This window comes from Pseudomonas sp. P135 (assembly GCF_020312125.1).
Lineage (GTDB): Bacteria > Pseudomonadota > Gammaproteobacteria > Pseudomonadales > Pseudomonadaceae > Aquipseudomonas > Aquipseudomonas fragariae.
Genome location: NZ_JAGPYR010000001.1, coordinates 444427 through 466384 on the forward strand (window position 1 = coordinate 444427; position 21958 = coordinate 466384).

The following is a 21958-nucleotide window of genomic DNA, read 5'->3' on the forward strand; positions in this document are numbered from 1 at the left end:
ATCAGATATCGACATCTGCTTCAGACATATCATCGGCAGCCACTGCTTCACGGGAGCCGACAGCCTTGGTGTCGACGCCAGGGGTCAGCAATTTGTCGCGGATCTGCTTCTCGAGCGCTTTGCAGATTTCCGGGTTATCTGCCAGGAACTTGGCCGAGTTGGCCTTGCCCTGACCAATCTTGCTGCCCTGGTAGCTGTACCAGGCACCGGACTTCTCGACAAAACCATGCAGAACGGCCAGATCGACGATTTCACCGTTCAGGTAGATACCCTTGCCGTAAAGAATCTGGAACTCGGCCTGACGGAACGGCGGAGCCACCTTGTTCTTCACAACCTTGACGCGGGTTTCGCTGCCGACAACCTCATCGCCTTCCTTGACCGCGCCCGTACGACGGATGTCCAGGCGTACCGAAGCGTAAAACTTCAGCGCGTTACCACCGGTGGTGGTTTCCGGGCTGCCGAACATCACGCCGATCTTCATGCGGATCTGGTTGATGAAGATCACCAGGCAGTTGGCGTTCTTGATGTTGCCGGTGATCTTGCGCAGCGCCTGCGACATCAGACGCGCCTGCAGACCCACGTGCATGTCACCCATTTCGCCTTCGATCTCTGCCTTCGGCACCAGCGCAGCAACGGAGTCGACCACGATCACGTCGATGGCATTGGAGCGCACCAGCATGTCGGTGATTTCCAGCGCCTGCTCACCAGTGTCCGGCTGCGAAACCAGCAGGTCGTCGACATTGACGCCCAGTTTGCCTGCGTACTCCGGATCCAGCGCGTGTTCGGCGTCGACAAAGGCACAGGTAGCGCCCATTTTCTGGGCCTGGGCGATGACCGACAGCGTCAGTGTGGTTTTACCGGAAGACTCAGGACCGTAGATTTCCACGATCCGGCCTTTTGGCAGTCCGCCAATACCGAGAGCGATATCCAGACCCAGCGAACCGGTGGAGATGGCAGGGATCGCCTGGCGATCGTGATCGCCCATGCGCATCACGGCGCCTTTACCGAACTGACGCTCGATCTGACCCAAGGCCGCAGCCAAGGCTTTCTTCTTGTTGTCGTCCATTGAAGTCCTCACGTAATCAAATTCAATTAGGGCCTTGATGGCCACAACACCTGTATAAGTAGACAGTATTATTCCACAGCAGTGAGCGCGCGCCTACCCCTGTTTTGGCATTTCTCCGCGCGCAAGCTGTATCAGCCCGTGCAGCGCGGCTTCGACCGTCTGTCGACGAACCTGATCACGGTCGCCATCGAACCGGTAACAGCGGCTGACCGACGCATCATCCTTGCCCCAGCACAGCCACACAGTACCGACCGGTTTGTCCGGCGAACCGCCGCCGGGGCCTGCGACACCGCTGACCGCGACGGCGAATCGTGCACCGCTTTCACGCTGCGCGCCTCGCACCATGGCTTCGACGACCGGCTGGCTGACCGCCCCGACCTGTTCGAACAATACCTCGGGCACCCCTAACTGACGGGTCTTCTGGGCGTTCGAATAGGTCACGTAACCGGCTTCGAACCACGCCGAGCTGCCGGCAATGCGCGTGATCGCTTCGGCGATTCCGCCCCCCGTACAGGATTCGGCAGTGGTCACTTGCGCGTTCATTGCGTCGAGAAGCCTGCCAAGCGTATCGGCAAGCCCGGTTATCTCACTCACGGTGTAATCGTTCATGCTGGAAAGCCTGTAAAGGTGAATCCTGGAGCCGCGCACCTGCCGCGCAACGGTACTGAGCATGCTGCTTTACTTGTCATTTTTCCTGCGCCCGGGCTTTTTGACCGTTTCCACCGTGGTTTCTCTCGGCCTTTTTCTGGCTTCTTCCAAAGGGATGAAGCGCCCGCTGACAGAGTCCCTTGCTCGTTTGTTCTTCATATAAAAATCCTTTTTTATAAGTTACCGCCCGGAGATCGAGTGGCAGCGATGAAAGTCTATACGGCAAATCGAGCTGCATGGCTGTCTGGAAACGCCCGGTCACCAATACGCGGGCGCCACGCTGTCACTGCACCACCCGGTCGAGCGTGATAACCTTGCCGCCATCGCACATACCCGGCAGACGCCCCTTGCTTCAGACAAGGGCTACCCGTCGCGTCTCAAGGTTGCCTCACTCCTCTCAAGAACTTGCCTAAGCCACTGATGAATAAAGCAATTTCCGACCTCTCCGCACACACTCCGATGATGCAGCAGTACTGGAAACTCAAAAACCAGCACCTGGATCAGCTGATGTTTTATCGCATGGGCGATTTCTACGAGATCTTCTACGAAGACGCGAAGAAAGCCGCCAAGCTGCTGGACATAACCCTGACCGCACGCGGCCAGTCGGCAGGTCAGAGCATTCCCATGTGCGGGATTCCCTACCACGCAGCCGAGGGTTATCTGGCCAAGCTGGTGAAACTGGGCGAATCGGTGGTGATCTGCGAGCAAATCGGCGACCCGGCCACCAGCAAGGGGCCGGTGGATCGTCAGGTGGTGCGGATCATCACGCCAGGGACCATCAGCGATGAGGCCCTGCTCGACGAGCGCCGCGATAACCTGATCGCCGCCGTGCTGGGTGACGAACGCCTGTTCGGCCTGGCGGTACTGGATATCACCAGCGGCAACTTCAGTGTGCTGGAGATCAAGGGTTGGGAGAACCTGCTGGCCGAGCTCGAGCGCATCAACCCGGTCGAGCTGTTGATTCCGGATGACTGGCCACCAGGTCTGCCCGCCGAGAAACGCCGTGGTTCTCGACGTCGCGCACCCTGGGATTTCGAGCGTGACTCAGCCCACAAAAGTCTGTGTCAGCAGTTTGCAACCCAGGACCTGAAGGGTTTCGGTTGCGAAAACCTCACGCTGGCCATTGGTGCTGCCGGCTGCCTGCTCAGTTATGCCAAGGAAACCCAGCGTACCGCCCTGCCCCATTTACGCAGCCTGCGTCACGAACGTCTCGACGATACCGTGATCCTCGATGCCGCCAGCCGCCGTAACCTGGAACTGGACACCAACCTGTCCGGGGGCCGTGACAACACCCTGCAATCGGTCATGGACCGCTGCCAGACCGCAATGGGCACGCGGCTGCTGACCCGCTGGCTGAACCGGCCACTGCGCGACCTGACCATCCTTCAGGCACGGCAGACATCGATCACCTGTTTTCTGGAACGCTATCGCTTCGAAAACCTGCAGCCACAGCTCAAGGAAATCGGCGACATCGAGCGGATTCTGGCGCGTATCGGCCTGCGTAACGCGCGGCCACGTGACCTCGCCCGCCTGCGCGACGCACTGAGCGCCCTGCCCGAACTGCAACAGGCGATGACCGATCTGGACGCGCCGCATCTGCAGCAACTTGCGCAGACTGCCGGAACCTATCCCGAGCTGGCCGACCTGCTGCAGCGCGCGATCATCGACAATCCGCCAGCCGTCATCCGTGACGGCGGCGTTTTGAAGACGGGCTACGACGCTGAACTGGATGATCTGCAGTCGCTGAGCGAAAACGCCGGTCAGTTCCTGATCGACCTGGAAGCCCGCGAAAAAGCCCGTACCGGCCTCGGCAACCTGAAAGTCGGCTACAACCGCGTGCATGGCTACTTCATCGAGCTGCCAAGCAAGCAGGCCGAGCAGGCGCCGGCTGATTACATACGCCGCCAGACCCTGAAGGGCGCCGAGCGCTTTATCACGCCCGAACTCAAGGAGTTCGAAGACAAGGCGTTGTCGGCCAAGAGCCGCGCGCTGGCTCGGGAAAAGATGCTCTACGAAACACTGCTCGAAGACCTGATCGGTCATCTTGCGCCGCTTCAGGACACAGCGGCGGCGCTGGCCGAACTGGACGTGCTGAGCAACCTTGCGGAACGCGCGCTGAATCTGGACCTCAATTGCCCACGCTTTGTCGCCGAACCGTGCATGCGCATCGAGCAGGGTCGCCATCCGGTGGTGGAACAGGTCCTGAGTACGCCTTTCGTGGCCAACGACCTGGCGCTGGACGACAGCACGCGCATGCTGGTCATCACCGGCCCGAACATGGGCGGTAAATCGACCTATATGCGTCAGACGGCGCTGATCGTACTGCTGGCCCATATCGGCAGCTTCGTCCCCGCCGCCAGCTGCGAACTGTCGCTGGTCGACCGGATCTTCACGCGCATCGGCTCCAGCGACGACCTGGCGGGCGGACGCTCGACGTTCATGGTCGAAATGAGCGAAACGGCAAACATCCTGCACAACGCCACCGATAAGAGTCTGGTGCTGATGGATGAAGTCGGGCGCGGTACCAGCACCTTCGACGGCCTATCGCTGGCCTGGGCGGCAGCCGAGTGTCTGGCGCAACTGCGTGCCTACACGCTGTTCGCCACGCACTATTTCGAACTGACGGTGTTGCCGGAAAGCGAACCGCTGGTGACCAACGTGCACCTCAATGCCACCGAGCATAACGAGCGCATCGTGTTCCTGCACCGCGTCCTGCCCGGGCCTGCGAGCCAGAGCTATGGCCTGGCCGTGGCGCAACTGGCCGGTGTGCCGGGCAAGGTCATCAGCCGCGCCAAGGAGCACTTGCAACGTCTGGAAACCACCAGCCTGCCGCACGAGCAGCCGCGCGCCAAACCCGGCAAGCCCGCTGTCCCGCAGCAGAGCGATATGTTCGCAAGTCTGCCGCACCCGGTGCTCGACGAGCTGTCGAAGGTCAAGGTCGACGATATGACCCCGCGACAGGCGCTGGATTTGCTATACACATTGCAAACTCGCCTGTGACGCGAAGCGTTACATACTGTTAGAATCCCGCGCGGTTTGGGACGCTCTCGGCTTTTAGCCTGGTCGAGGCGTTTTTCGAGCCGCGTGAAAATGCAGCGAACCGCCGGTAGGTAGCAGGGAGAGGTAGCAGACGACGCAGTCTTACTGCCTCAAGGCCACCCACCACAAGCACGTGTTTTCATAGGGCCGGGAAACCTCCCGAACCTGACATCCCTGTCTGGAAGGGCTCTGCCGCAGCCGCCTGAGGAGAAAATTAGAAATGACCTTCGTCGTCACCGACAACTGCATCAAGTGCAAGTACACCGACTGCGTAGAAGTCTGTCCGGTGGACTGCTTTTACGAAGGCCCGAATTTCCTGGTGATTCACCCGGACGAGTGCATCGACTGCGCGCTCTGCGAGCCAGAGTGCCCTGCCGTAGCCATTTACTCTGAAGACGAGATTCCTGCCGGCATGGAAAACTTCATTGAGCTCAATGCCGAGCTTGCTGAAATCTGGCCCAATATCACCGAAAAGAAAGACGCTATGCCGGATGCGGCAGAGTGGGATGGCAAAACCGGCAAGATCGCTGATCTGGAACGCTAGATTCCATACAGACAAAAGGCCCTCAAGAGGGCCTTTTTTGTTGAAGACGATTTTCTGCAGATAAAAAAAGGGGCGGTATGACCCGCCCACATTTTTCCTTGATCCCTGTATTCCCTAGTCATCATCCTGATGAATCGCATCCCGCAATATCCCGGCCTTCATCCTTGATGGCCTGTGCCTGTCCGTTGGCACAGCTTCGATATTAGAGATTTAACCCTGGAGAGCAACACCCGAAACGCTCCAGAATATTTCCTGGAAGATCGCCTTTCAAAATTAGAACCTCTTCTAAAACAAAGCCTTGCAATGGAAAAACAGGCGAGTTGGCGACAAGCCTCACTCTGCTTAACTGAATGACTTACAGCAAGCGTACGCAATGACTTACAGGCTTTGAAACTTATGAGTACAGGGACGTAGTTATCGACCAGGCAGAGCAGCGTCTGCTGGCAGCACGCGCAGCAACATTGGAATGACGGAAGACATATAAAGAGGCCGATATATACACACACGGTGTTATATCGGCCCTGGATGGTGGCTACGGAGGGGGATTACTGGAAGAGCGACTCGCTGGACAGACCGTTTTTCTCAAGGATCTCGCGCAGACGCTTGAGTCCTTCGACCTGAATCTGCCTTACACGCTCACGCGTCAGACCAATCTCAAGTCCTACATCTTCAAGCGTGCTGCTTTCATGCCCGCGCAAGCCAAAGCGACGAATCACAACCTCGCGCTGCTTCTCGGTCAGTTCAGACAGCCATTGATCGATGCTCTGTGAAAGATCGTCGTCCTGCAGCAGCTCGCAGGGGTCTGTCGGACGGTCGTCGGTCAAGGTATCGAGCAGTGTCTTGTCCGAATCCGGCCCCAGCGAAACGTCCACCGACGAAACACGCTCGTTCAGGCCCAGCATGCGCTTGACCTCGCCTACCGGTTTTTCCAGCAGGTTGGCGATCTCTTCAGGAGAAGGCTCGTGATCCAGCTTCTGGGTCAGCTCTCTGGCCGCACGCAGATAAACGTTCAGCTCCTTGACCACATGAATCGGCAGCCGGATGGTCCGCGTCTGATTCATGATCGCGCGTTCAATGGTCTGACGAATCCACCAGGTGGCGTAGGTCGAAAAACGAAAGCCGCGCTCTGGGTCGAACTTCTCAACCGCCCGGATCAACCCCAGGTTGCCCTCCTCGATCAGATCAAGCAATGAAAGCCCACGATTGACATAGCGTCTGGCAATTTTCACTACCAGCCGCAGATTGCTTTCAATCATGCGTTTGCGCCCGGCCGGATCTCCACTTTGCGACAGACGCGCAAAATGAACTTCTTCTTCCGGGGACAATAGAGGAGAAAAACCGATCTCATTGAGGTACAGCTGGGTAGCATCGAGCGCCCGCGTGTAGTCAATGTACTTGTGTTGTTTGAGCGATGTTGAATGCTTGACCTTGGTACGTCCCGAGACAGCGGCTGGCTGCTTCTCGTTTGACGCTTCCTTCAGGACAATGCCGGCTTCCATAAGGAGCACTTCATCATCGATGTCAAACTCCGGCGCTTCGTTGCCAAGAGCCATTGTTTTAGTCCTTTGGTGAGTTCGACCTCAAGCTCCAGCATCGCCTGGTTCCATGGCAACGCTTGAGCCTGTTCCTACTACGCCAGGAACAGGCTGACAACTATCAACGACGTGGCAAGAATCCTAACGGATCTACAGGTTTCCCTTGGCGGCGAATCTCAAAATGCAGTTTCACCCGGTCAGTTCCTGTTGACCCCATTTCGGCAATCGTCTGCCCTGCCTTGACCTGTTGTCCTTCCCGTACCAAAAGCCTGCGGTTATGACCGTAGGCACTGACGTAGGTATCGCTGTGTTTGATGATGATCAATTCGCCGTAGCCCCGTAATCCACTTCCGGCGTAAACAACTGAACCATCAGACGCTGCCAAAACAGGCTGTCCCAAATCACCAGCGATATCAATTCCTTTATTCAAACTGCCGTTTGAGGAAAATTTTCCTATCAAAATGCCACTCGAAGGCCAGGTCCAACCCGTCGGAGACTTGCCGGCCGGGCCTGTCCCGGTGGTCGCCGACGGAGGTATAACCACAGGTACAACCGCAACGGGTTTGGACATGACCGTGGTTTTGACGGATCCGGAACTGCCGGTACTGGTCGATGTAGACGTCACCGGACGCCCCGCACCGGACGTTGAAACCACATTCGGCGTTGAAGAGGAGCGTCCGTCAAAGCGAATTGTCTGACCGGGCTTGATGGTAAACGGCTCCGGGATCTGGTTACGGGCAGCCAGCGCCTTCCAGTCCCAGCCGTAACGAAATGCAATGGAAAAAAGTGTGTCACCGCGCCTGACCACATATTGGCCGGTGGTCACCGTCGGGCGCTGGGCGACTGCATTGCCGTTGCGATCGACCACGCGAACGCCGCCTGAAGGCGAGCTGGAGCAGCCGACCAAAAGGACACTGAGAGCAATGCCAATCACCAGACGCTGATAACTTCTTGAAGACCTGAGCTGCTGAATGACTGTGAGACTCACCCGCCACTCCCTTTACTGGTGACTGAATTCAAAAAAGATGCCTATTGTGTCGTAATAGCAACGGGCAGCCAGTGATAAGCCGCTGAAAAACGCTGTTAAGTATCAATCAGCTGCGTGGAAATGATGCCATCAGGCCATTCAACATTCCGGGCCGCGCGCTGTAGACCGATGACTGACGCCAGAATTCATTGTTTACCGCAGACAATCTTCAAGCGATGGGCCCGTTGAGCAAGGGTACGAAGCGCACAGCCCCCAGCACATGCCGGGAAAAACCGTTTTCTTCACGAATGATAAGCATCAACTGCTGAACCTCCCCAGAGCCAACAGGGATGACCAGACGGCCTCCAGGTGCCAGTTGATCGAGCAATGCCTGCGGTACATCGGTTGCCACCGCCGTGACGATGATGCCGTTATACGGCGCCAGGGCTGGCCAGCCCTCCCAGCCGTCACCCCAGCGGAAAACCACGTTGCGCAGATTGAGCTCGACCAGACGCTCCTTGGCGCGATCCTGCAGCCCCTTGATGCGCTCGACCGAAAACACTCGCTCTACCAGCTGGGCGAGCACAGCGGTCTGATAGCCGGACCCTGTACCGATCTCCATGACCTTGTCCAGCGGCCCTGCTGCCAGCAGCAGCTCGCTCATCCGCGCGACCATGTAGGGCTGGGATATCGTCTGGTTGTGGCCGATGGGCAATGCGGTGTCTTCGTAGGCGCGATGCGCCAGCGCTTCATCGACAAACAGATGCCGGGGCGTCTTGCGAATGACGTCCAGTACCCGCTGATTGGAAATGCCCTCTTCACAGAGGCGTTGAATCAGACGCTCGCGGGTACGCTGCGACGTCATTCCGATCCCTCGACGCAATAAATCATCCTGCTCGCGTGACATCAACGAAGTCCCTCCAGCCAGGTGTTCAGGCTGCTGAATCCGTCCTGACAGGTTCTATCCAGTTGCAACGGCGTGATCGATACGTAGCCTTGTACGACCGCATGAAAGTCGGTCCCGGCACCGCCGTCCTCGACATCGCCGGCAGCCGCGATCCAGTAGCCTGCACGGCCACGCGGGTCGACGACCCTGATCGGTGCTGCAGCGCGGGCACGATGCCCCAATCGGGTCAATTGAATGCCGCGGATATGCTCGAGCGGCAGGTTGGGAATATTCACGTTCAATACCGTGCGGGGTGGCAGGTCGAGTTGCTCATGGGCCTCGACCAGCAAACGCGCGTAATGCGCCGCCGTCGCCAGATTATCCGGCTGACGTGACAGAAACGAAAAGGCAAACGACGGGCGCTGCAGAAAACGCCCTTCCAGGGCTGCAGCGACCGTTCCGGAATACAGTACATCGTCGCCCAGATTGGCCCCCAGGTTGATGCCTGAAACCACCATGTCCGGTTGACGCTCCAGTAGCCCGTGAATGCCCAGATGCACGCAGTCGGTGGGCGTACCGTTGACACTGATGAAGCCATTTTCCAGGGTGTGCGGATGCAGGGGCCGGTCGAGTGTCAGAGAACTGCTGGCACCACTTTTGTCCTGATCAGGCGCAATCACCACGCAGTCGGCGTAGTCCGCCAACGCCGCATGGAGCGCGACAAGACCGGGCGCATTCACCCCGTCATCATTTGATATCAGAATACGCATGAGCTGTCCGTCTGCCCAACCGGCACCAGATCGATGAGTTCGCGGACCAAAACGGTAGCAAAGCATCCGGGCGGAAGGACGAATTCCAGTTGCAGAATGTCAGACTCGGGATAATGCCACGTCAGCCGCCCAATGGGCAGTCGCAGGATGCGACGTTCGTGCTCCATGCCCGCTCTGACCAGCCAGTCACGCAACACAGATTCGTCATCGGCAACGGTATTTTCCAGCGCTGCCGTCGCACCGCCAGCTGGCGAAGGGCCTTCACCCCACTGTGGTCCGGTGGGGTGAAGGTCGAGGATCGCCAGACGAGGATCACTGCATTCATCCACCCCGGCCGGAAAAAAGCTGCGGCTGTCGGTGAACGCGAGCAAATCACCGACCTGAGCCTTCTGCCAGCTGCCATCGGCAACCCGGGCGGCCAACACCCGATTGAACAGGTAACTGCGCGCCGTGGACAACAGTCGCGAACGCACCGCGCGTTGCTCAGGCAGCGCCTTGCGGGCGGCGTAATCGCGTGCCTCGCCAAGATTTCCGCCCTGATAACCGAAACGCTGCGCGCCGAAATAATTGGGGATGCCCTGCCGGGCGATGGTTTCAAGACGCTGATTCAAGGCGTCCTTGTGTGCATCCAGCTGGGTCAGACGCAGCGTGAAGCCATTGGCCGCATGGGCGCCGCGCTGCAGCTTGCGTTTGTGGCGGCCGCTCTTGAGAATCTGCAGCGTGTCGTCCTGCGCCGCGGACAGGTCAGGATCGGCCTTGCCCGGCAGTTGAATGCTGAACCACTGGCGGGTCAGTGCCTGGCGATCCTTGAGCCCGGCGTAGCTGACTGTGCGCAGCTGAACGCCCGCAGCCCTGGCCAGCCGACGTGCCGCCTCTTCCGTGTTCAGACCGCGCTTCTCGACCCATAGCCACAAGTGCTCGCCATCTCCGGAAAGCGGAATGTCCAGCACTTCGTCGACCTGAAAGTCTTCGGCAGTCGCCTTGAGGACTGCACGCCCCAGCGCCTCGCCGTAAGCTCGCGGGCCCAGCAGTTCAAGTTCGTTCATGCGCGCAGCAACAACGCAACGGCATGCACCGCGATGCCTTCTTCACGCCCGGTAAAGCCAAGCTTTTCGGTCGTTGTGGCCTTGACGTTGACCTGGTCCGGCTCAACCTGAAGATCTTCAGCGATCAATGCCCGCATGGCATCGATATGCGGTGCCATTTTTGGTGCCTGAGCGACGATGGTGGCGTCGACATTACCAACCTTCCAGCCTTTGCCCTGGATCAGCGTGAGGACATGACGCAGCAGCACGCGGCTGTCGGCGCCCTTGAACTGCGGATCGGTGTCGGGAAAATGCTTGCCGATATCGCCCAGCGCTGCGGCGCCCAGAAGCGCGTCGCTCAAGGCATGCAGCAGGACATCGCCATCGGAATGGGCCAGCAGGCCGAACCCGTGTGCAATCCGCACGCCGCCCAAGGTAATGAAGTCGCCTTCAGCAAAACGGTGCACATCATAGCCATGGCCAATACGCATAAAAAAACGCCCTGAAAAAAGTCAGGGCGTGATTCTACCTGCTTTGGCGCGCGTTAGCTGTTCAAGGCTGCAGCGTGATGCCTGAGATGGTCCTCAATGAAGCTGGCGATGAAGAAATAGCTGTGGTCGTAGCCTGGCTGCATGCGCAGGGTCAGCGGATAGTCCGCAGCCTTGGCCGCCTGAACCAGCGCCTCAGGCTTGAGCTGATTGACCAGAAAATCGTCACGATCGCCCTGATCGACCAGCGTCGGCAGCTTTTCGGACGCCTGCGCAATCAGCACGCTGGCATCCCATTCGCGCCAGCGGGAACGGTCTTCGCCCAGATAACGCGAGAATGCCTTTTGCCCCCATGGGCAATCGATCGGATTACTGATCGGCGAGAACGCCGACACCGACCGATAGCGACCCGGATTACGCAATGCGCAGACCAGCGCGCCGTGACCGCCCATCGAGTGCCCGCTGATACTGCGCACCTGTGACGCCGGAAAATGCCCCTCGATCAGCGCCGGCAGCTCCTTGACCACGTAATCATGCATTTGGTAATGCCGTGCATAAGGCTGCTCGGTAGCGTTGAGGTAGAAGCCCGCGCCTTGACCGAAGTCCCAGGCGCCGTCAGGGTCATCTGCCACGTCGGCACCACGCGGACTGGTATCAGGCGCCACGATGATGATGCCCAACTCGGCCGCCAGTCGATGGGCGGCGGCTTTCTGCATGAAATTTTCATCCGTACAGGTCAGGCCGGACAGCCAGTACAACACCGGCAGCTTGCCGCCCTGCTCCGCCTGCGGTGGCAGATAGACGGCAAACACCATGTCGCAGCCCAGCACCTGGGAGTGGTGCTTGTAGCGCTTGTGCCAGCCGCCGAAACTCTTTTGACAGGAAATATTTTCCAAAGGCATGTGATGTCCTCCAGCTGCAAGCTACAAGCCGCAAGTTACAAGCATGTAAGAGACCTTCGTGCTTGCCGCTTGGAGCTGACAGCTTGCCGCTGCTCCTTAAAAATGAATGACGGTGCGGATGCTTTTGCCTTCATGCATCAGGTCGAACGCCTTGTTGATGTCCTCCAGGCCCATGGTGTGGGTGATGAACGTATCGAGCGGGATTTCTCCGGTCTGCGCCATGTCCACATAGCTCGGCAATTCGGTACGGCCACGCACGCCGCCAAATGCCGAACCGCGCCAGACGCGCCCGGTCACCAGCTGGAACGGACGGGTAGCGATTTCCTGACCGGCGCCGGCCACGCCGATGATGACCGACTCGCCCCAGCCCTTGTGGCAGGATTCCAGCGCTGCACGCATCAGTTGCACATTACCGATGCACTCAAACGAGAAGTCGACGCCGCCATCGGTCATGTCGACGATGACTTCCTGGATCGGACGGTCGAAATCCTTCGGATTGACGCAATCAGTCGCGCCCAGCTGTTTGGCGATCTCGAACTTGGCCGGGTTGATGTCGATGGCGATGATTCGAGCCGCCTTGGCTTTGACCGCACCGATCAATGCCGAGAGGCCAATACCGCCCAGACCGAAGATGGCCACGGTATCACCAGGCTTGACCTTGGCGGTGTTGAGCACCGCACCGATACCGGTGGTGACGCCACATCCCAGCAGGCAGACTTTTTCCAGCGGTGCCTGCTTGTCGATTTTGGCCACCGAGATTTCCGGCAGTACGGTGTATTCGGAGAAGGTCGAGGTGCCCATGTAATGGAAAATCGGCTCGCCCTTGTAGGAAAAGCGCGTGGTGCCATCCGGCATCAGGCCTTTACCCTGCGTGGCACGAATCGCCTGGCACAGGTTGGTCTTGCCCGAGCGGCAGAACTTGCACTGACGGCATTCCGGGGTGTACAGCGGAATCACGTGGTCGCCGACCACCACCGAGGTCACGCCCTCACCCACCGCTTCGACAATCGCACCACCTTCGTGGCCGAGGATCGACGGAAAAATCCCTTCAGGGTCAGCCCCGGACAATGTGTAGGCATCGGTGTGGCAAACGCCGGAGGCTACTACTCTGAGCAGCACTTCTCCCGCCTTGGGCATGGCCACATCGACTTCAACGATCTCCAATGGCTTTTTGGCTTCAAAAGCGACAGCAGCGCGCGACTTGATCATCAATCTTCTCCGACGGGTAAAAACAAGGATTGCAGTGTAGTACAGTGCCAATTGACGAGTAATGCGGCTAAAAGCAAAACATTAATGCTGTACAGGGATAATCGATGTACACCAATCGTTGGGAAGGTCTGGATGAGTTCGTTGCTGTCGCGGAATGCGGGCAGTTCACGGCGGCGGCTCAGCGGCTCGGGGTCTCCTCGTCGCACGTCAGCCGTCAGATCGTGCGTCTTGAAGAACGCCTGCAGACCCGTCTGCTGTACCGCAGTACACGCAAGGTCGCACTCACCGAAGCCGGGCAGACCTTTCTGCATCACTGCCAGCGCCTGCAGGACGGCCGTGAAGAAGCACTGCGCGCCGTGGGCGATCTGGCCAGCGAACCGAAGGGGTTGTTGCGCATGACCTGCGCCGTGGCGTACGGGGAGCGCTTCATCACGCCGCTGGTCACGCGTTTCATGGATGTGTACCCACACCTGCGGGTCGATATCGAGCTGAGCAACGACACGCTGGATCTGGTTCATGAAGGCATGGACCTGGCGATTCGTCTGGGTCGGCTGCAGGATTCGCGTCTGGTCGCAACCCGCCTCGCGCCACGGCAGATGTACCTGTGCGCTTCGCCGTCCTACATCCAGCGTTACGGCCGGCCGCACAGCCTTTCAGAACTAAATCGCCACAATTGCCTGATCGGTGGCAGCGACACCTGGCAGCTTCAGCAGAACGGGCGTGAATTTTCCCAACGTGTGCAAGGCAACTGGCGCTGTAACAGCGGCCAGGCCGTGCTGGATGCCGCGCTGCACGGGGTCGGCTTATGCCAGTTGCCGGATTACTACGTGCAGAAACACCTCAACGACGGCACGCTGGTGTCGTTGCTGGAGGCACATCAACCGCCCAACACCGCCGTGTGGGCGCTGTATCCGCAGCAAAGGCACCTGTCACCCAAGGTGCGCAAGCTGGTGGATTATCTTAAGGAAGGGTTGGCGATGCGGGATGAATATCGCCAATAGCGAAAACCTAGCGCCCGAACTCGCTGCGGCGCTGACGTAGCCATTCCAGGTCCTCGGGGCGAGTGACCTTGATGTTATCCGAGCGCCCCTCGATCAGGCGGGGCGACTGCCCTGCCCACTCGATGGCCGATGCCTCATCGGTGATGCTGACGTTGGAGACCAGGCTGTCCGCCAGGGCGCGATGCAGGGCCCCAAGACGAAACATCTGCGGCGTGAACGCTTGCCAGACCAGGCTGCGATCCACAGTCTCAAGCACGCGACCGCTGCTGTCGGCACGCTTGAGCGTATCGCGGGCCGGCACGGCCAGCAGGCCGCCGACAGGATCATCGGCCAGCTCGCCGAGCAGATTATCCAGATCACTGCGCGCCAGATTCGGACGCGCAGCGTCATGAACCAGCACCCAGTCATTGTCACTGGCGCCCTGCGCATGCAGGTGCAGAAGCGCGTTGAGCACCGAGCCTGAGCGCTCGCTGCCGCCGTCCACGCGCTGGATGCGAGTGTCATGCGCGCAGGGCAATGCCGCCCAGTAAGGGTCGTCCACAGCCAGACTGATCACCAACCCCTTGAGACGGGGGTGATCGAGAAAACAAAGCAGGCTGTGTTCCAGAATTGTCAGGCCGCCCAGTGACAGGTATTGCTTGGGACGGTCGGCTGCCATGCGAGCACCAATGCCCGCTGCAGGTATCACCGCCCAGAAGGCAGGAAGAAAGTCTTTCATCGCACCAACTTGATTATTGCGCGAGCTGGTAAAGGGTTTCGCCGTCCTTGACCATGCCCAATTCATGTCGGGCACGCTCTTCGACGGTTTCCAGACCTTTTTTCAATTCCATGACCTCGGCATCAAGCACGCGGTTGCGCTCCAGCAGCACCTGATTTTCAGCGTGCTGGTCGGCAATCTGCTGAGTCAGGCTGGCCACTTGCGCGAGGCTTCCGTTACCGACCCAAAGGCGGTACTGCAAGCCAGCCAGCAACAGGAGCAGGACGAGGAACAACCAGTTAGGACTGCGCATTGAAATATCAGGTACCCAGTAAAAAAGACAGCAGAGCCAACGTGAACAACAAACGACTGAGGGCATTGAGCCTGACATAAGCCAGGCTCAATCACTCCAGATTACCGCGGAGCGTCAGCATCGGAGCTGCACAGGCGAGTCAGGGAACCCGAATCCGTGCAGCACTCTGCGTCTTTTTACCATCTATGGCTCAGCCGCGAAACTCGGCACGACCACGATACACAGCCTTGGAGCCCAATTGCTCCTCGATGCGCAGCAATTGGTTGTACTTGGACACGCGATCGGAGCGGCACAGCGAACCGGTTTTGATCTGACCGGCAGAGGTGCCCACCGCCAGGTCGGCAATGGTCGAATCTTCGGTCTCGCCGGAACGGTGAGAGATGATCGCAGTATAACCGGCAGCCTTGGCCATCTGAATGGCTTCCAGGGTTTCGGTCAGCGTGCCGATCTGGTTGAACTTGATCAGGATCGAGTTGGCGATCTTCTTGTCGATGCCTTCCTTGAGGATCTTGGTGTTGGTCACGAACAGGTCGTCACCTACCAGCTGGGTTTTCTCGCCGATCTTGTCGGTGAGGATTTTCCAGCCATCCCAATCGGACTCGTCCAGACCGTCTTCAATGGAAATGATCGGGTGTTTGCGAGTCAGCTCGGCAAGGTATTCGGCAAACTCGGCAGAGCTGTACTCGCCCTCTTCGCTCAGCTTGTACTTGCCGTTCTTGTAGAACTCGCTCGCTGCGCAGTCCAGCGCCAGAGTCACGTCAGTGCCCAGCGTGTAACCCGCATTGGCAACCGCCTCGGCGATGGCGTCGAGCGCTTCCTTGTTGGACGCCAGGTTAGGCGCGAAGCCACCTTCGTCGCCCACTGCGGTGTTCAGGCCACGCGCCTTGAGAACCGCCTTGAGGTGATGGAAAATCTCGGTGCCCCAGCGCAGGCCTTCAGCGAAGGACTTGGCGCCGACAGGCTGGATCATGAATTCCTGGATGTCGATGTTGTTATCGGCATGCTCGCCACCGTTGATGATGTTCATCATCGGCACTGGCATGGAATACACACCCGGTGTGCCATTGAGGTTGGCGATGTGCGCGTACAGCGGCAGGTCCTGATCCTGTGCCGCTGCCTTGGCAGCTGCCAGGGAGACCGCGAGGATGGCGTTCGCGCCCAGGCTTGCCTTGTTTTCGGTGCCGTCCAGCTCGATCATCGCGTGATCCAGCGCCTTCTGGTCAACCGGATCCTTGCCCAGCAGCAGGTCGCGGATCGGACCATTGATATTGGCAACAGCCTTCAGAACGCCCTTGCCCATGTAACGGCTCTTGTCGCCATCACGCAGCTCCAGCGCTTCGCGCGAGCCGGTTGAAGCGCCAGACGGCGCGCAGGCGCTGCCGATGATGCCGTTATCGAGGAGCACATCTGCTTCAACGGTTGGGTTGCCACGGGAGTCAAGAACTTCACGACCTTTGATGTCAACGATTTTTGCCATTGTTGTAAACACTCCAGGATTGACGAAAACGACGCAGCGGGAAAACGATGTTCACAGTCAGGCGCAAAAACCGGCAGCCCTGAATGTGACAACCCCGTCACGAATGACGGGGAACGGCACTTTACCGGAGAACCCTGCTCAAGCGGTCTCTACGATCGGAAAACTTTTGACAAGTTCATCCAGTGACTTGAGCTGGGCCAGGAACGGCTCCAGTTTGTCCAGACGCAAGGCACATGGCCCGTCGCACTTGGCGTTGTCAGGGTCCGGATGGGCTTCAAGGAACAGACCGGCCAGATTCTGACTGATACCGGCCTTGGCCAGGTCCAGCACCTGAGCGCGGCGGCCGCCGGCAGAATCGGAACGACCGCCCGGCATCTGCAGGGCGTGGGTCACGTCGAACAGGATCGGGTACTCGAACTGTTTCATGATGCCGAAGCCAAGCATGTCCACGACCAGGTTGTTGTAACCGAAGCTGGAACCCCGCTCACAGAGAATCAACTGATCGTTACCGGCCTCTTCGCACTTGGTCAGGATGTGTTTCATTTCCTGGGGTGCAAGGAACTGGGCTTTCTTGATGTTGATGATCGCGCCGGTTTTCGCCATCGCCACAACCAGATCGGTCTGCCGCGACAGGAAAGCCGGCAGTTGAATGACGTCGCAGACTTCGGCCACCACGGCAGCCTGATGAGGCTCGTGAACATCGGTGATCAGCGGCACGTTGAAGGTGCGCTTGATCTCTTCGAAAATACGCATGCCCTCTTCAAGGCCCGGCCCACGGTAGGAGTTCACCGAAGAGCGGTTGGCCTTGTCGAAGCTGGCCTTGAACACGTAAGGGATACCGAGCTTTTCGGTCACCTTTACGTATTCTTCACAGACCTGCATGGCCATATCCCGGGATTCGAGTACGTTCATGCCGCCGAACAGCACCATTGGCTTGTCGTTGGCGACCTCGATCGAACCTACGCGGATGATTTTCTGAGCCATGTCTGCAGTCCCTGTCAGGAATTTTTCTGATGTTGAGCCAGTGCCGCCTTGACGAAACCGCTGAACAGCGGATGACCGTCACGGGGCGTGGAGGTGAATTCCGGGTGGAACTGGCAAGCGACGAACCATGGATGGTCCGGAGCTTCGACCACTTCAACCAGCGCGCCGTCGCCGGAGCGACCGGAAATCTTCAGGCCGGCCTCGATCAGTTGTGGCAACAGGTTGTTGTTCACTTCGTAGCGATGACGATGACGTTCGACGATCACGTCCTTGGTGTAGCAATCGTGAACCAGCGAACCGGCTTCAAGCTGGCACTCTTGCGCACCCAGACGCATGGTGCCGCCCAGATCGGAGCTTTCGGTACGGGTTTCGACTGCGCCGGTGGCGTCTTCCCATTCGGTGATCAGCCCCACCACAGCGTGTGCGCTGGTGCGGTCGAACTCGGTGGAGTTGGCGTCTTTCCAGCCCAGCACGTTACGGGCGAACTCGATGACTGCGACCTGCATGCCCAGGCAGATGCCCAGGTACGGAACCTTGTTCTCACGGGCGAACTGAACGGCCGTGATCTTGCCTTCCACGCCGCGCAGACCGAAGCCACCCGGCACCAGGATTGCATCCACGCCTTCCAGCAGGCCGGTGCCCTGGTTTTCAATGTCTTCAGAATCGATGTAGCGCAGGTTGACCTTGGTGCGATTGGTAATACCGGCGTGGCTCATGGCTTCGATCAACGACTTGTAGGCGTCGAGCAGTTCCATGTACTTGCCGACCATCGCGATGGTCACTTCGTGTTCCGGGTTGAGCTTGGCGTCGACAACCTTGTCCCACTCGGACAGGTCGGCACCGCCACATTGCAGGCCGAAGCGCTCGACCACAAAATCGTCCAGGCCTTGCGAATGCAGAATGCCCGGGATCTTGTAGATGGTGTCCGCGTCTTCGAGGGCGATGACTGCACGCTCTTCGACGTTGGTGAACTGAGCGATCTTGCGACGCGAGGAAACGTCGATCGGGTGATCGGAACGGCAGACCAGCACATCAGGCTGCAGGCCGATGGAGCGCAATTCCTTGACCGAATGCTGGGTCGGCTTGGTCTTGGTCTCGCCGGCAGTGGCGATGTACGGCACCAGCGTCAGGTGCATCAGCATCGCGCGGCGCGCGCCGACTTCGAAACGCAACTGGCGGATGGCTTCAAGGAACGGCTGGGACTCGATGTCACCCACCGTGCCGCCGATCTCGACCAGCGCCACGTCGGCATCGCCTGCACCCTTGATGATGCGGCGCTTGATTTCATCGGTGATGTGCGGGATGACCTGAATGGTCGCGCCCAGGTAATCACCACGGCGCTCTTTGCGCAGGACGTGCTCGTACACACGGCCGGTGGTGAAGTTGTTGTTCTGGGTCATGGTGGTGCGGATGAACCGCTCATAGTGACCAAGGTCCAGGTCGGTCTCGGCGCCGTCGTGAGTGACGAACACCTCACCGTGCTGGAACGGGCTCATGGTGCCTGGGTCCACGTTGATGTAGGGATCCAGTTTGAGCATGGTGACCTTGAGTCCCCGCGCCTCCAGGATGGCCGCCAATGAAGCCGAGGCAATGCCTTTCCCCAATGAAGAAACAACACCGCCCGTGACGAAGATGTAGCGCGTCATGAAAAACCCTAGAAGTCTGCGTTAAAGCGGTCAGAGCCGCCGGGGATAGCGAAGGAAGGCCGAAGCCCCCGATTACCGACAAAATTCACGGTGCACTCCCGAAACTGCTGCGTTGAAACCGACCGGCCGAAGCCAGTGTGGTGTGCGCTACATTTTAAGAATTACCCAGTAAATACTGGTTGGTAACCGGCAACTCATGTCGTTTCAAAAGAGCCGACAGAAGCTGTATCAAGAAGGGAGCGTAGTCTACCTGAAAGGGCCTTTCAGCTCAAACTTTGGTCGCCGGTCGGCGCAACCCAGCGCAAACGCCAGTTTTCATTGGGCGAACCGTCCAGCCCTGGCAGGTTGGCGACCGCCAGCAGCACGTTATCGAGGTACAGCAGCGGCAATCTGCCGCGCAGAAACGCCGGCACTGCCTGCTCGTTGAGCAAGCGCTTGAGGTCACGGCTGCCACGCCCGTCCAGGCGTAACACTTCACCGCCCTGCCGATAGCGGACTTGCAGACACCCCGACGGCGCCTCGCCTTGCAGAACCACGCGGCCATTACCGGGAAGGAGCAGCGCCGCGCCAGGGTCTGACCAGTCCATTGTCTGATGACCGAGCGGCTCCCAGCCAGCGGGCACCCACCAGAGGCAGCCCTGCGCCCTGTGCAGCGCTCCATCGGCGAGCCGCCACAGCGGACCCGCGTCCTGCGCCGCATCGCGCAACGCCTCCCAGCCGGCCCAGTGATCGGTGTCCGGCAGGCGCGTCAGCGGTGCAAGCCAGTGACGCAGTGCATTGCGCTGCCGGGCTGCGGACAATGCGGCAATCGGCCCAAGACTCAATACCGGCAGGCCAATCCAAGCGAACGACGTTGCAGCCTGGGCATGGGCAATATCCTGCAGCGCAAGCTCGTCCAGCAATTGCTGCGCTTCGCCAAGGTGACGTGCGGTTCGCGCCAGACTGGCCGCTGCCTGTGGCCATCGGGAGGTCAGCAACGGCAGTACCTGACTGCGCAGAAAATTGCGCGAGAACTGCTGATCGTCATTGCTGGGATCTTCGATCCAGTTCAGCCCGTGCCGATGCGCGTAATCCTCCAGCTGCATTCGCGACATATCCAGGAGCGGCCTCACCAGGTGCCCACACCCCAGCACCCGCTGATCGGGCATCGCAGCCAGACCGCGTACGCCTGCGCCGCGCAGCAGACGGAACAACAGGGTCTCGGCCTGATCATCGCGATGCTGCCCCGTCAGCAGCACCTCGCCCTCACCCAGCCGCTCGCTGAACGCGCTGTATCGCGCCTGCCGGGCCGCCTGCTCGAGACTTGGACCCGGCTCGACCTGAAGACGAACCGACTCGAATGCCACCCCGAGCGTCCTGCAGACCTGCTGACAATGCTCTGGCCAGGCGTCGGCATCGGGCTGCAGACCGTGATGCACGTGGATGGCGTTTAGCGCAGGCAGGGTTTCGCGACTGGCGAGCTCAGCCAGAAGATACAAAAGCACGGTTGAGTCGAGGCCGCCGGAGAAACCGACATGCCAGACAGGCGCATTGCGCCAGGGGGCCAGGACTTGAAGAAGCCTGACAGAAAGATCATGACCGGTGCGTGAGGGGGTGGTCATGGGTGTTTTCACCGGCCTGGCGGGTTCGCACACTAACGGCTTCAGTGCTCGAACCCGCCCTTTCGCGAACAGGTTCGCTCCCACGCCCTTCGGGCAGAAGCCCGCAAGACGTGGAAACAATCGGGGCGATGCAGCTTACAGACCGTAGCTCATCAAGCGGTCATAACGGCGGGCCAGCAGTTCGTCGTTATCGAACTCCTTGAGCATCGCCAGCTGACTGCTCAGCTCTTCACGAATCAAGGCAGCGGCGGCTACCGGGTCACGATGCGCGCCACCCAGAGGTTCGGCGATGACCTTGTCGACGATACCCAGGCCTTTCAGGCGATCAGCGGTGATGCCCATGGCTTCGGCAGCATCCGGGGCCTTCTCGGCGGTTTTCCACAGAATCGACGCGCAGCCTTCCGGAGAGATCACCGCGTAGGTCGAATACTGCAGCATGTTCAACTGGTCACAGACACCAATCGCCAGCGCACCACCGGAACCGCCTTCACCGATGACGGTAGCGATGATCGGCGTCTTGAGACGGGCCATCACGCGCAGGTTCCAGGCAATGGCCTCGCTCTGGTTGCGCTCTTCCGCGTCGATACCCGGATAGGCGCCCGGCGTGTCGATAAAGGTCAGGATCGGCATCTTGAAGCGCTCGGCCATCTCCATCAGACGGCAGGCCTTGCGATAGCCTTCGGGGCGCGGCATACCGAAGTTGCGACGAACCTTCTCGCGCACTTCACGACCTTTCTGATGACCGATGACCATGACTGGCTGGTTGTCCAGACGGGCAATACCGCCGACGATCGCCGCATCATCGGAGAAATGACGATCACCGTGCAGCTCATCGAATTCGGTAAAGATGTTTTCGATGTAGTCCAGCGTGTAGGGACGACGCGGATGGCGCGCCATGCGCGCGATCTGCCAGCTGGTCAGGTTGCCGAAGATGCTTTCGGTGAGCGTCTTGCTCTTGTCTTGCAGCCGGGAGATCTCGTCGCCGATGTTCAGCGAGTTGTCGTTACCCACCAAGCGCAGTTCTTCGATTTTGGCCTGCAAGTCAGCGATAGGCTGTTCGAAATCAAGAAAATTCGGGTTCATAGGCATCCGTCTTGGGTCGACGGCCAAGAGGCCGGCCGGTTGATCCGTCTGCGCCGTTCCTGTTCGGAACCGGCGCG

The 21958-nt window shown here is 59.3% G+C and carries 20 protein-coding genes; 3 read left to right on the forward strand and 17 right to left on the reverse strand.

Features of this window, described 5'->3' with window-relative positions:
• Position 1 precedes the first annotated feature (1 nt).
• Positions 2-1066 (reverse strand): recombinase RecA, encoded by a 1065-nt coding sequence (gene recA / locus KBY08_RS01945; RefSeq protein WP_002554688.1) that lies wholly within the window; start codon positions 1064-1066, stop codon positions 2-4.
• A gap of 93 nt (positions 1067-1159) precedes the next feature.
• Entirely contained in the window at positions 1160-1675 is a 516-nt protein-coding gene (locus KBY08_RS01950) for a CinA family protein (RefSeq protein ID WP_032619601.1), read from the reverse strand.
• 471 nt (positions 1676-2146) lie between these two features.
• Between KBY08_RS01950 and mutS the strand changes: the two genes are divergently transcribed.
• Together mutS and fdxA are read left to right on the forward strand one after the other, a co-directional pair.
• A complete protein-coding gene (gene mutS / locus KBY08_RS01955; RefSeq protein WP_177410916.1) occupies positions 2147-4714 on the forward strand; it encodes a DNA mismatch repair protein MutS in 2568 nt (855 codons plus the stop codon).
• A 259-nt stretch (positions 4715-4973) separates the two neighbouring features.
• Positions 4974-5297 carry a ferredoxin FdxA gene (gene fdxA / locus KBY08_RS01960; RefSeq protein WP_003314327.1) on the forward strand — a complete coding sequence of 108 codons (324 nt, stop codon included), beginning with the start codon at positions 4974-4976 and terminating at the stop codon, positions 5295-5297.
• A gap of 545 nt (positions 5298-5842) precedes the next feature.
• Here fdxA and rpoS read toward each other — a convergent pair.
• From rpoS to KBY08_RS02000, 8 genes are all read right to left on the reverse strand, one after another.
• Positions 5843-6850, reverse strand: coding sequence for an RNA polymerase sigma factor RpoS (rpoS, locus tag KBY08_RS01965; RefSeq protein WP_003314325.1), 1008 nt, complete (start codon positions 6848-6850; stop codon positions 5843-5845).
• A gap of 103 nt (positions 6851-6953) precedes the next feature.
• Complete coding sequence (locus tag KBY08_RS01970; RefSeq protein ID WP_004406211.1) at positions 6954-7820, reverse strand: peptidoglycan DD-metalloendopeptidase family protein; 867 nt, start codon at positions 7818-7820, stop codon at positions 6954-6956.
• A gap of 208 nt (positions 7821-8028) precedes the next feature.
• A complete protein-coding gene (locus KBY08_RS01975) occupies positions 8029-8664 on the reverse strand; it encodes a protein-L-isoaspartate(D-aspartate) O-methyltransferase (protein ID WP_004406213.1) in 636 nt (211 codons plus the stop codon).
• Between the two features lie 41 nt (positions 8665-8705).
• Entirely contained in the window at positions 8706-9455 is a 750-nt protein-coding gene (gene surE, locus KBY08_RS01980) for a 5'/3'-nucleotidase SurE (RefSeq protein WP_004406214.1), read from the reverse strand.
• The gene (truD, locus tag KBY08_RS01985) at positions 9443-10501 is read right to left on the reverse strand and encodes a tRNA pseudouridine(13) synthase TruD (protein ID WP_024659886.1); all 1059 of its coding nucleotides are present in this window, start codon (positions 10499-10501) and stop codon (positions 9443-9445) included. Before truD ends, surE begins: the two co-directional genes overlap by 13 nt.
• On the reverse strand, positions 10498-10971 hold the full coding sequence (gene ispF / locus KBY08_RS01990; protein ID WP_024651772.1) for a 2-C-methyl-D-erythritol 2,4-cyclodiphosphate synthase: 474 nt from the start codon (positions 10969-10971) through the stop codon (positions 10498-10500). Before ispF ends, truD begins: the two co-directional genes overlap by 4 nt.
• 53 nt (positions 10972-11024) lie before the next feature.
• Entirely contained in the window at positions 11025-11870 is an 846-nt protein-coding gene (fghA, locus tag KBY08_RS01995; protein ID WP_004406217.1) for an S-formylglutathione hydrolase, read from the reverse strand.
• 96 nt (positions 11871-11966) lie between these two features.
• A complete protein-coding gene (locus tag KBY08_RS02000) occupies positions 11967-13079 on the reverse strand; it encodes an S-(hydroxymethyl)glutathione dehydrogenase/class III alcohol dehydrogenase (RefSeq protein WP_003314319.1) in 1113 nt (370 codons plus the stop codon).
• A gap of 104 nt (positions 13080-13183) precedes the next feature.
• On the opposite strand from KBY08_RS02000, the gene KBY08_RS02005 reads away from it, so the two are divergent.
• Positions 13184-14080, forward strand: coding sequence for a LysR family transcriptional regulator (locus KBY08_RS02005; protein ID WP_004406220.1), 897 nt, complete (start codon positions 13184-13186; stop codon positions 14078-14080).
• A gap of 7 nt (positions 14081-14087) precedes the next feature.
• On the opposite strand, the gene ispD is transcribed toward KBY08_RS02005, so the two are convergent.
• From ispD to accA, 7 genes are all read right to left on the reverse strand, one after another.
• Complete coding sequence (ispD, locus tag KBY08_RS02010; protein ID WP_004406223.1) at positions 14088-14798, reverse strand: 2-C-methyl-D-erythritol 4-phosphate cytidylyltransferase; 711 nt, start codon at positions 14796-14798, stop codon at positions 14088-14090.
• Between the two features lie 13 nt (positions 14799-14811).
• Complete coding sequence (gene ftsB / locus KBY08_RS02015; RefSeq protein ID WP_003314315.1) at positions 14812-15090, reverse strand: cell division protein FtsB; 279 nt, start codon at positions 15088-15090, stop codon at positions 14812-14814.
• A gap of 190 nt (positions 15091-15280) precedes the next feature.
• Positions 15281-16567 carry a phosphopyruvate hydratase gene (gene eno / locus KBY08_RS02020; protein WP_003339565.1) on the reverse strand — a complete coding sequence of 429 codons (1287 nt, stop codon included), beginning with the start codon at positions 16565-16567 and terminating at the stop codon, positions 15281-15283.
• 138 nt (positions 16568-16705) lie between these two features.
• Positions 16706-17551, reverse strand: a complete 846-nt coding sequence (kdsA, locus tag KBY08_RS02025) for a 3-deoxy-8-phosphooctulonate synthase (protein ID WP_004406226.1) — start codon at positions 17549-17551, stop codon at positions 16706-16708.
• A gap of 14 nt (positions 17552-17565) precedes the next feature.
• On the reverse strand, positions 17566-19197 hold the full coding sequence (locus KBY08_RS02030; RefSeq protein WP_003364819.1) for a CTP synthase: 1632 nt from the start codon (positions 19195-19197) through the stop codon (positions 17566-17568).
• A 263-nt stretch (positions 19198-19460) separates the two neighbouring features.
• The gene (gene tilS / locus KBY08_RS02035; protein WP_024659885.1) at positions 19461-20798 is read right to left on the reverse strand and encodes a tRNA lysidine(34) synthetase TilS; all 1338 of its coding nucleotides are present in this window, start codon (positions 20796-20798) and stop codon (positions 19461-19463) included.
• 135 nt (positions 20799-20933) lie between these two features.
• Positions 20934-21881: an acetyl-CoA carboxylase carboxyl transferase subunit alpha gene (gene accA, locus KBY08_RS02040; RefSeq protein WP_003364825.1), complete on the reverse strand. Its 948-nt coding sequence runs from the start codon at positions 21879-21881 to the stop codon at positions 20934-20936.
• Positions 21882-21958: the final 77 nt, after the last annotated feature.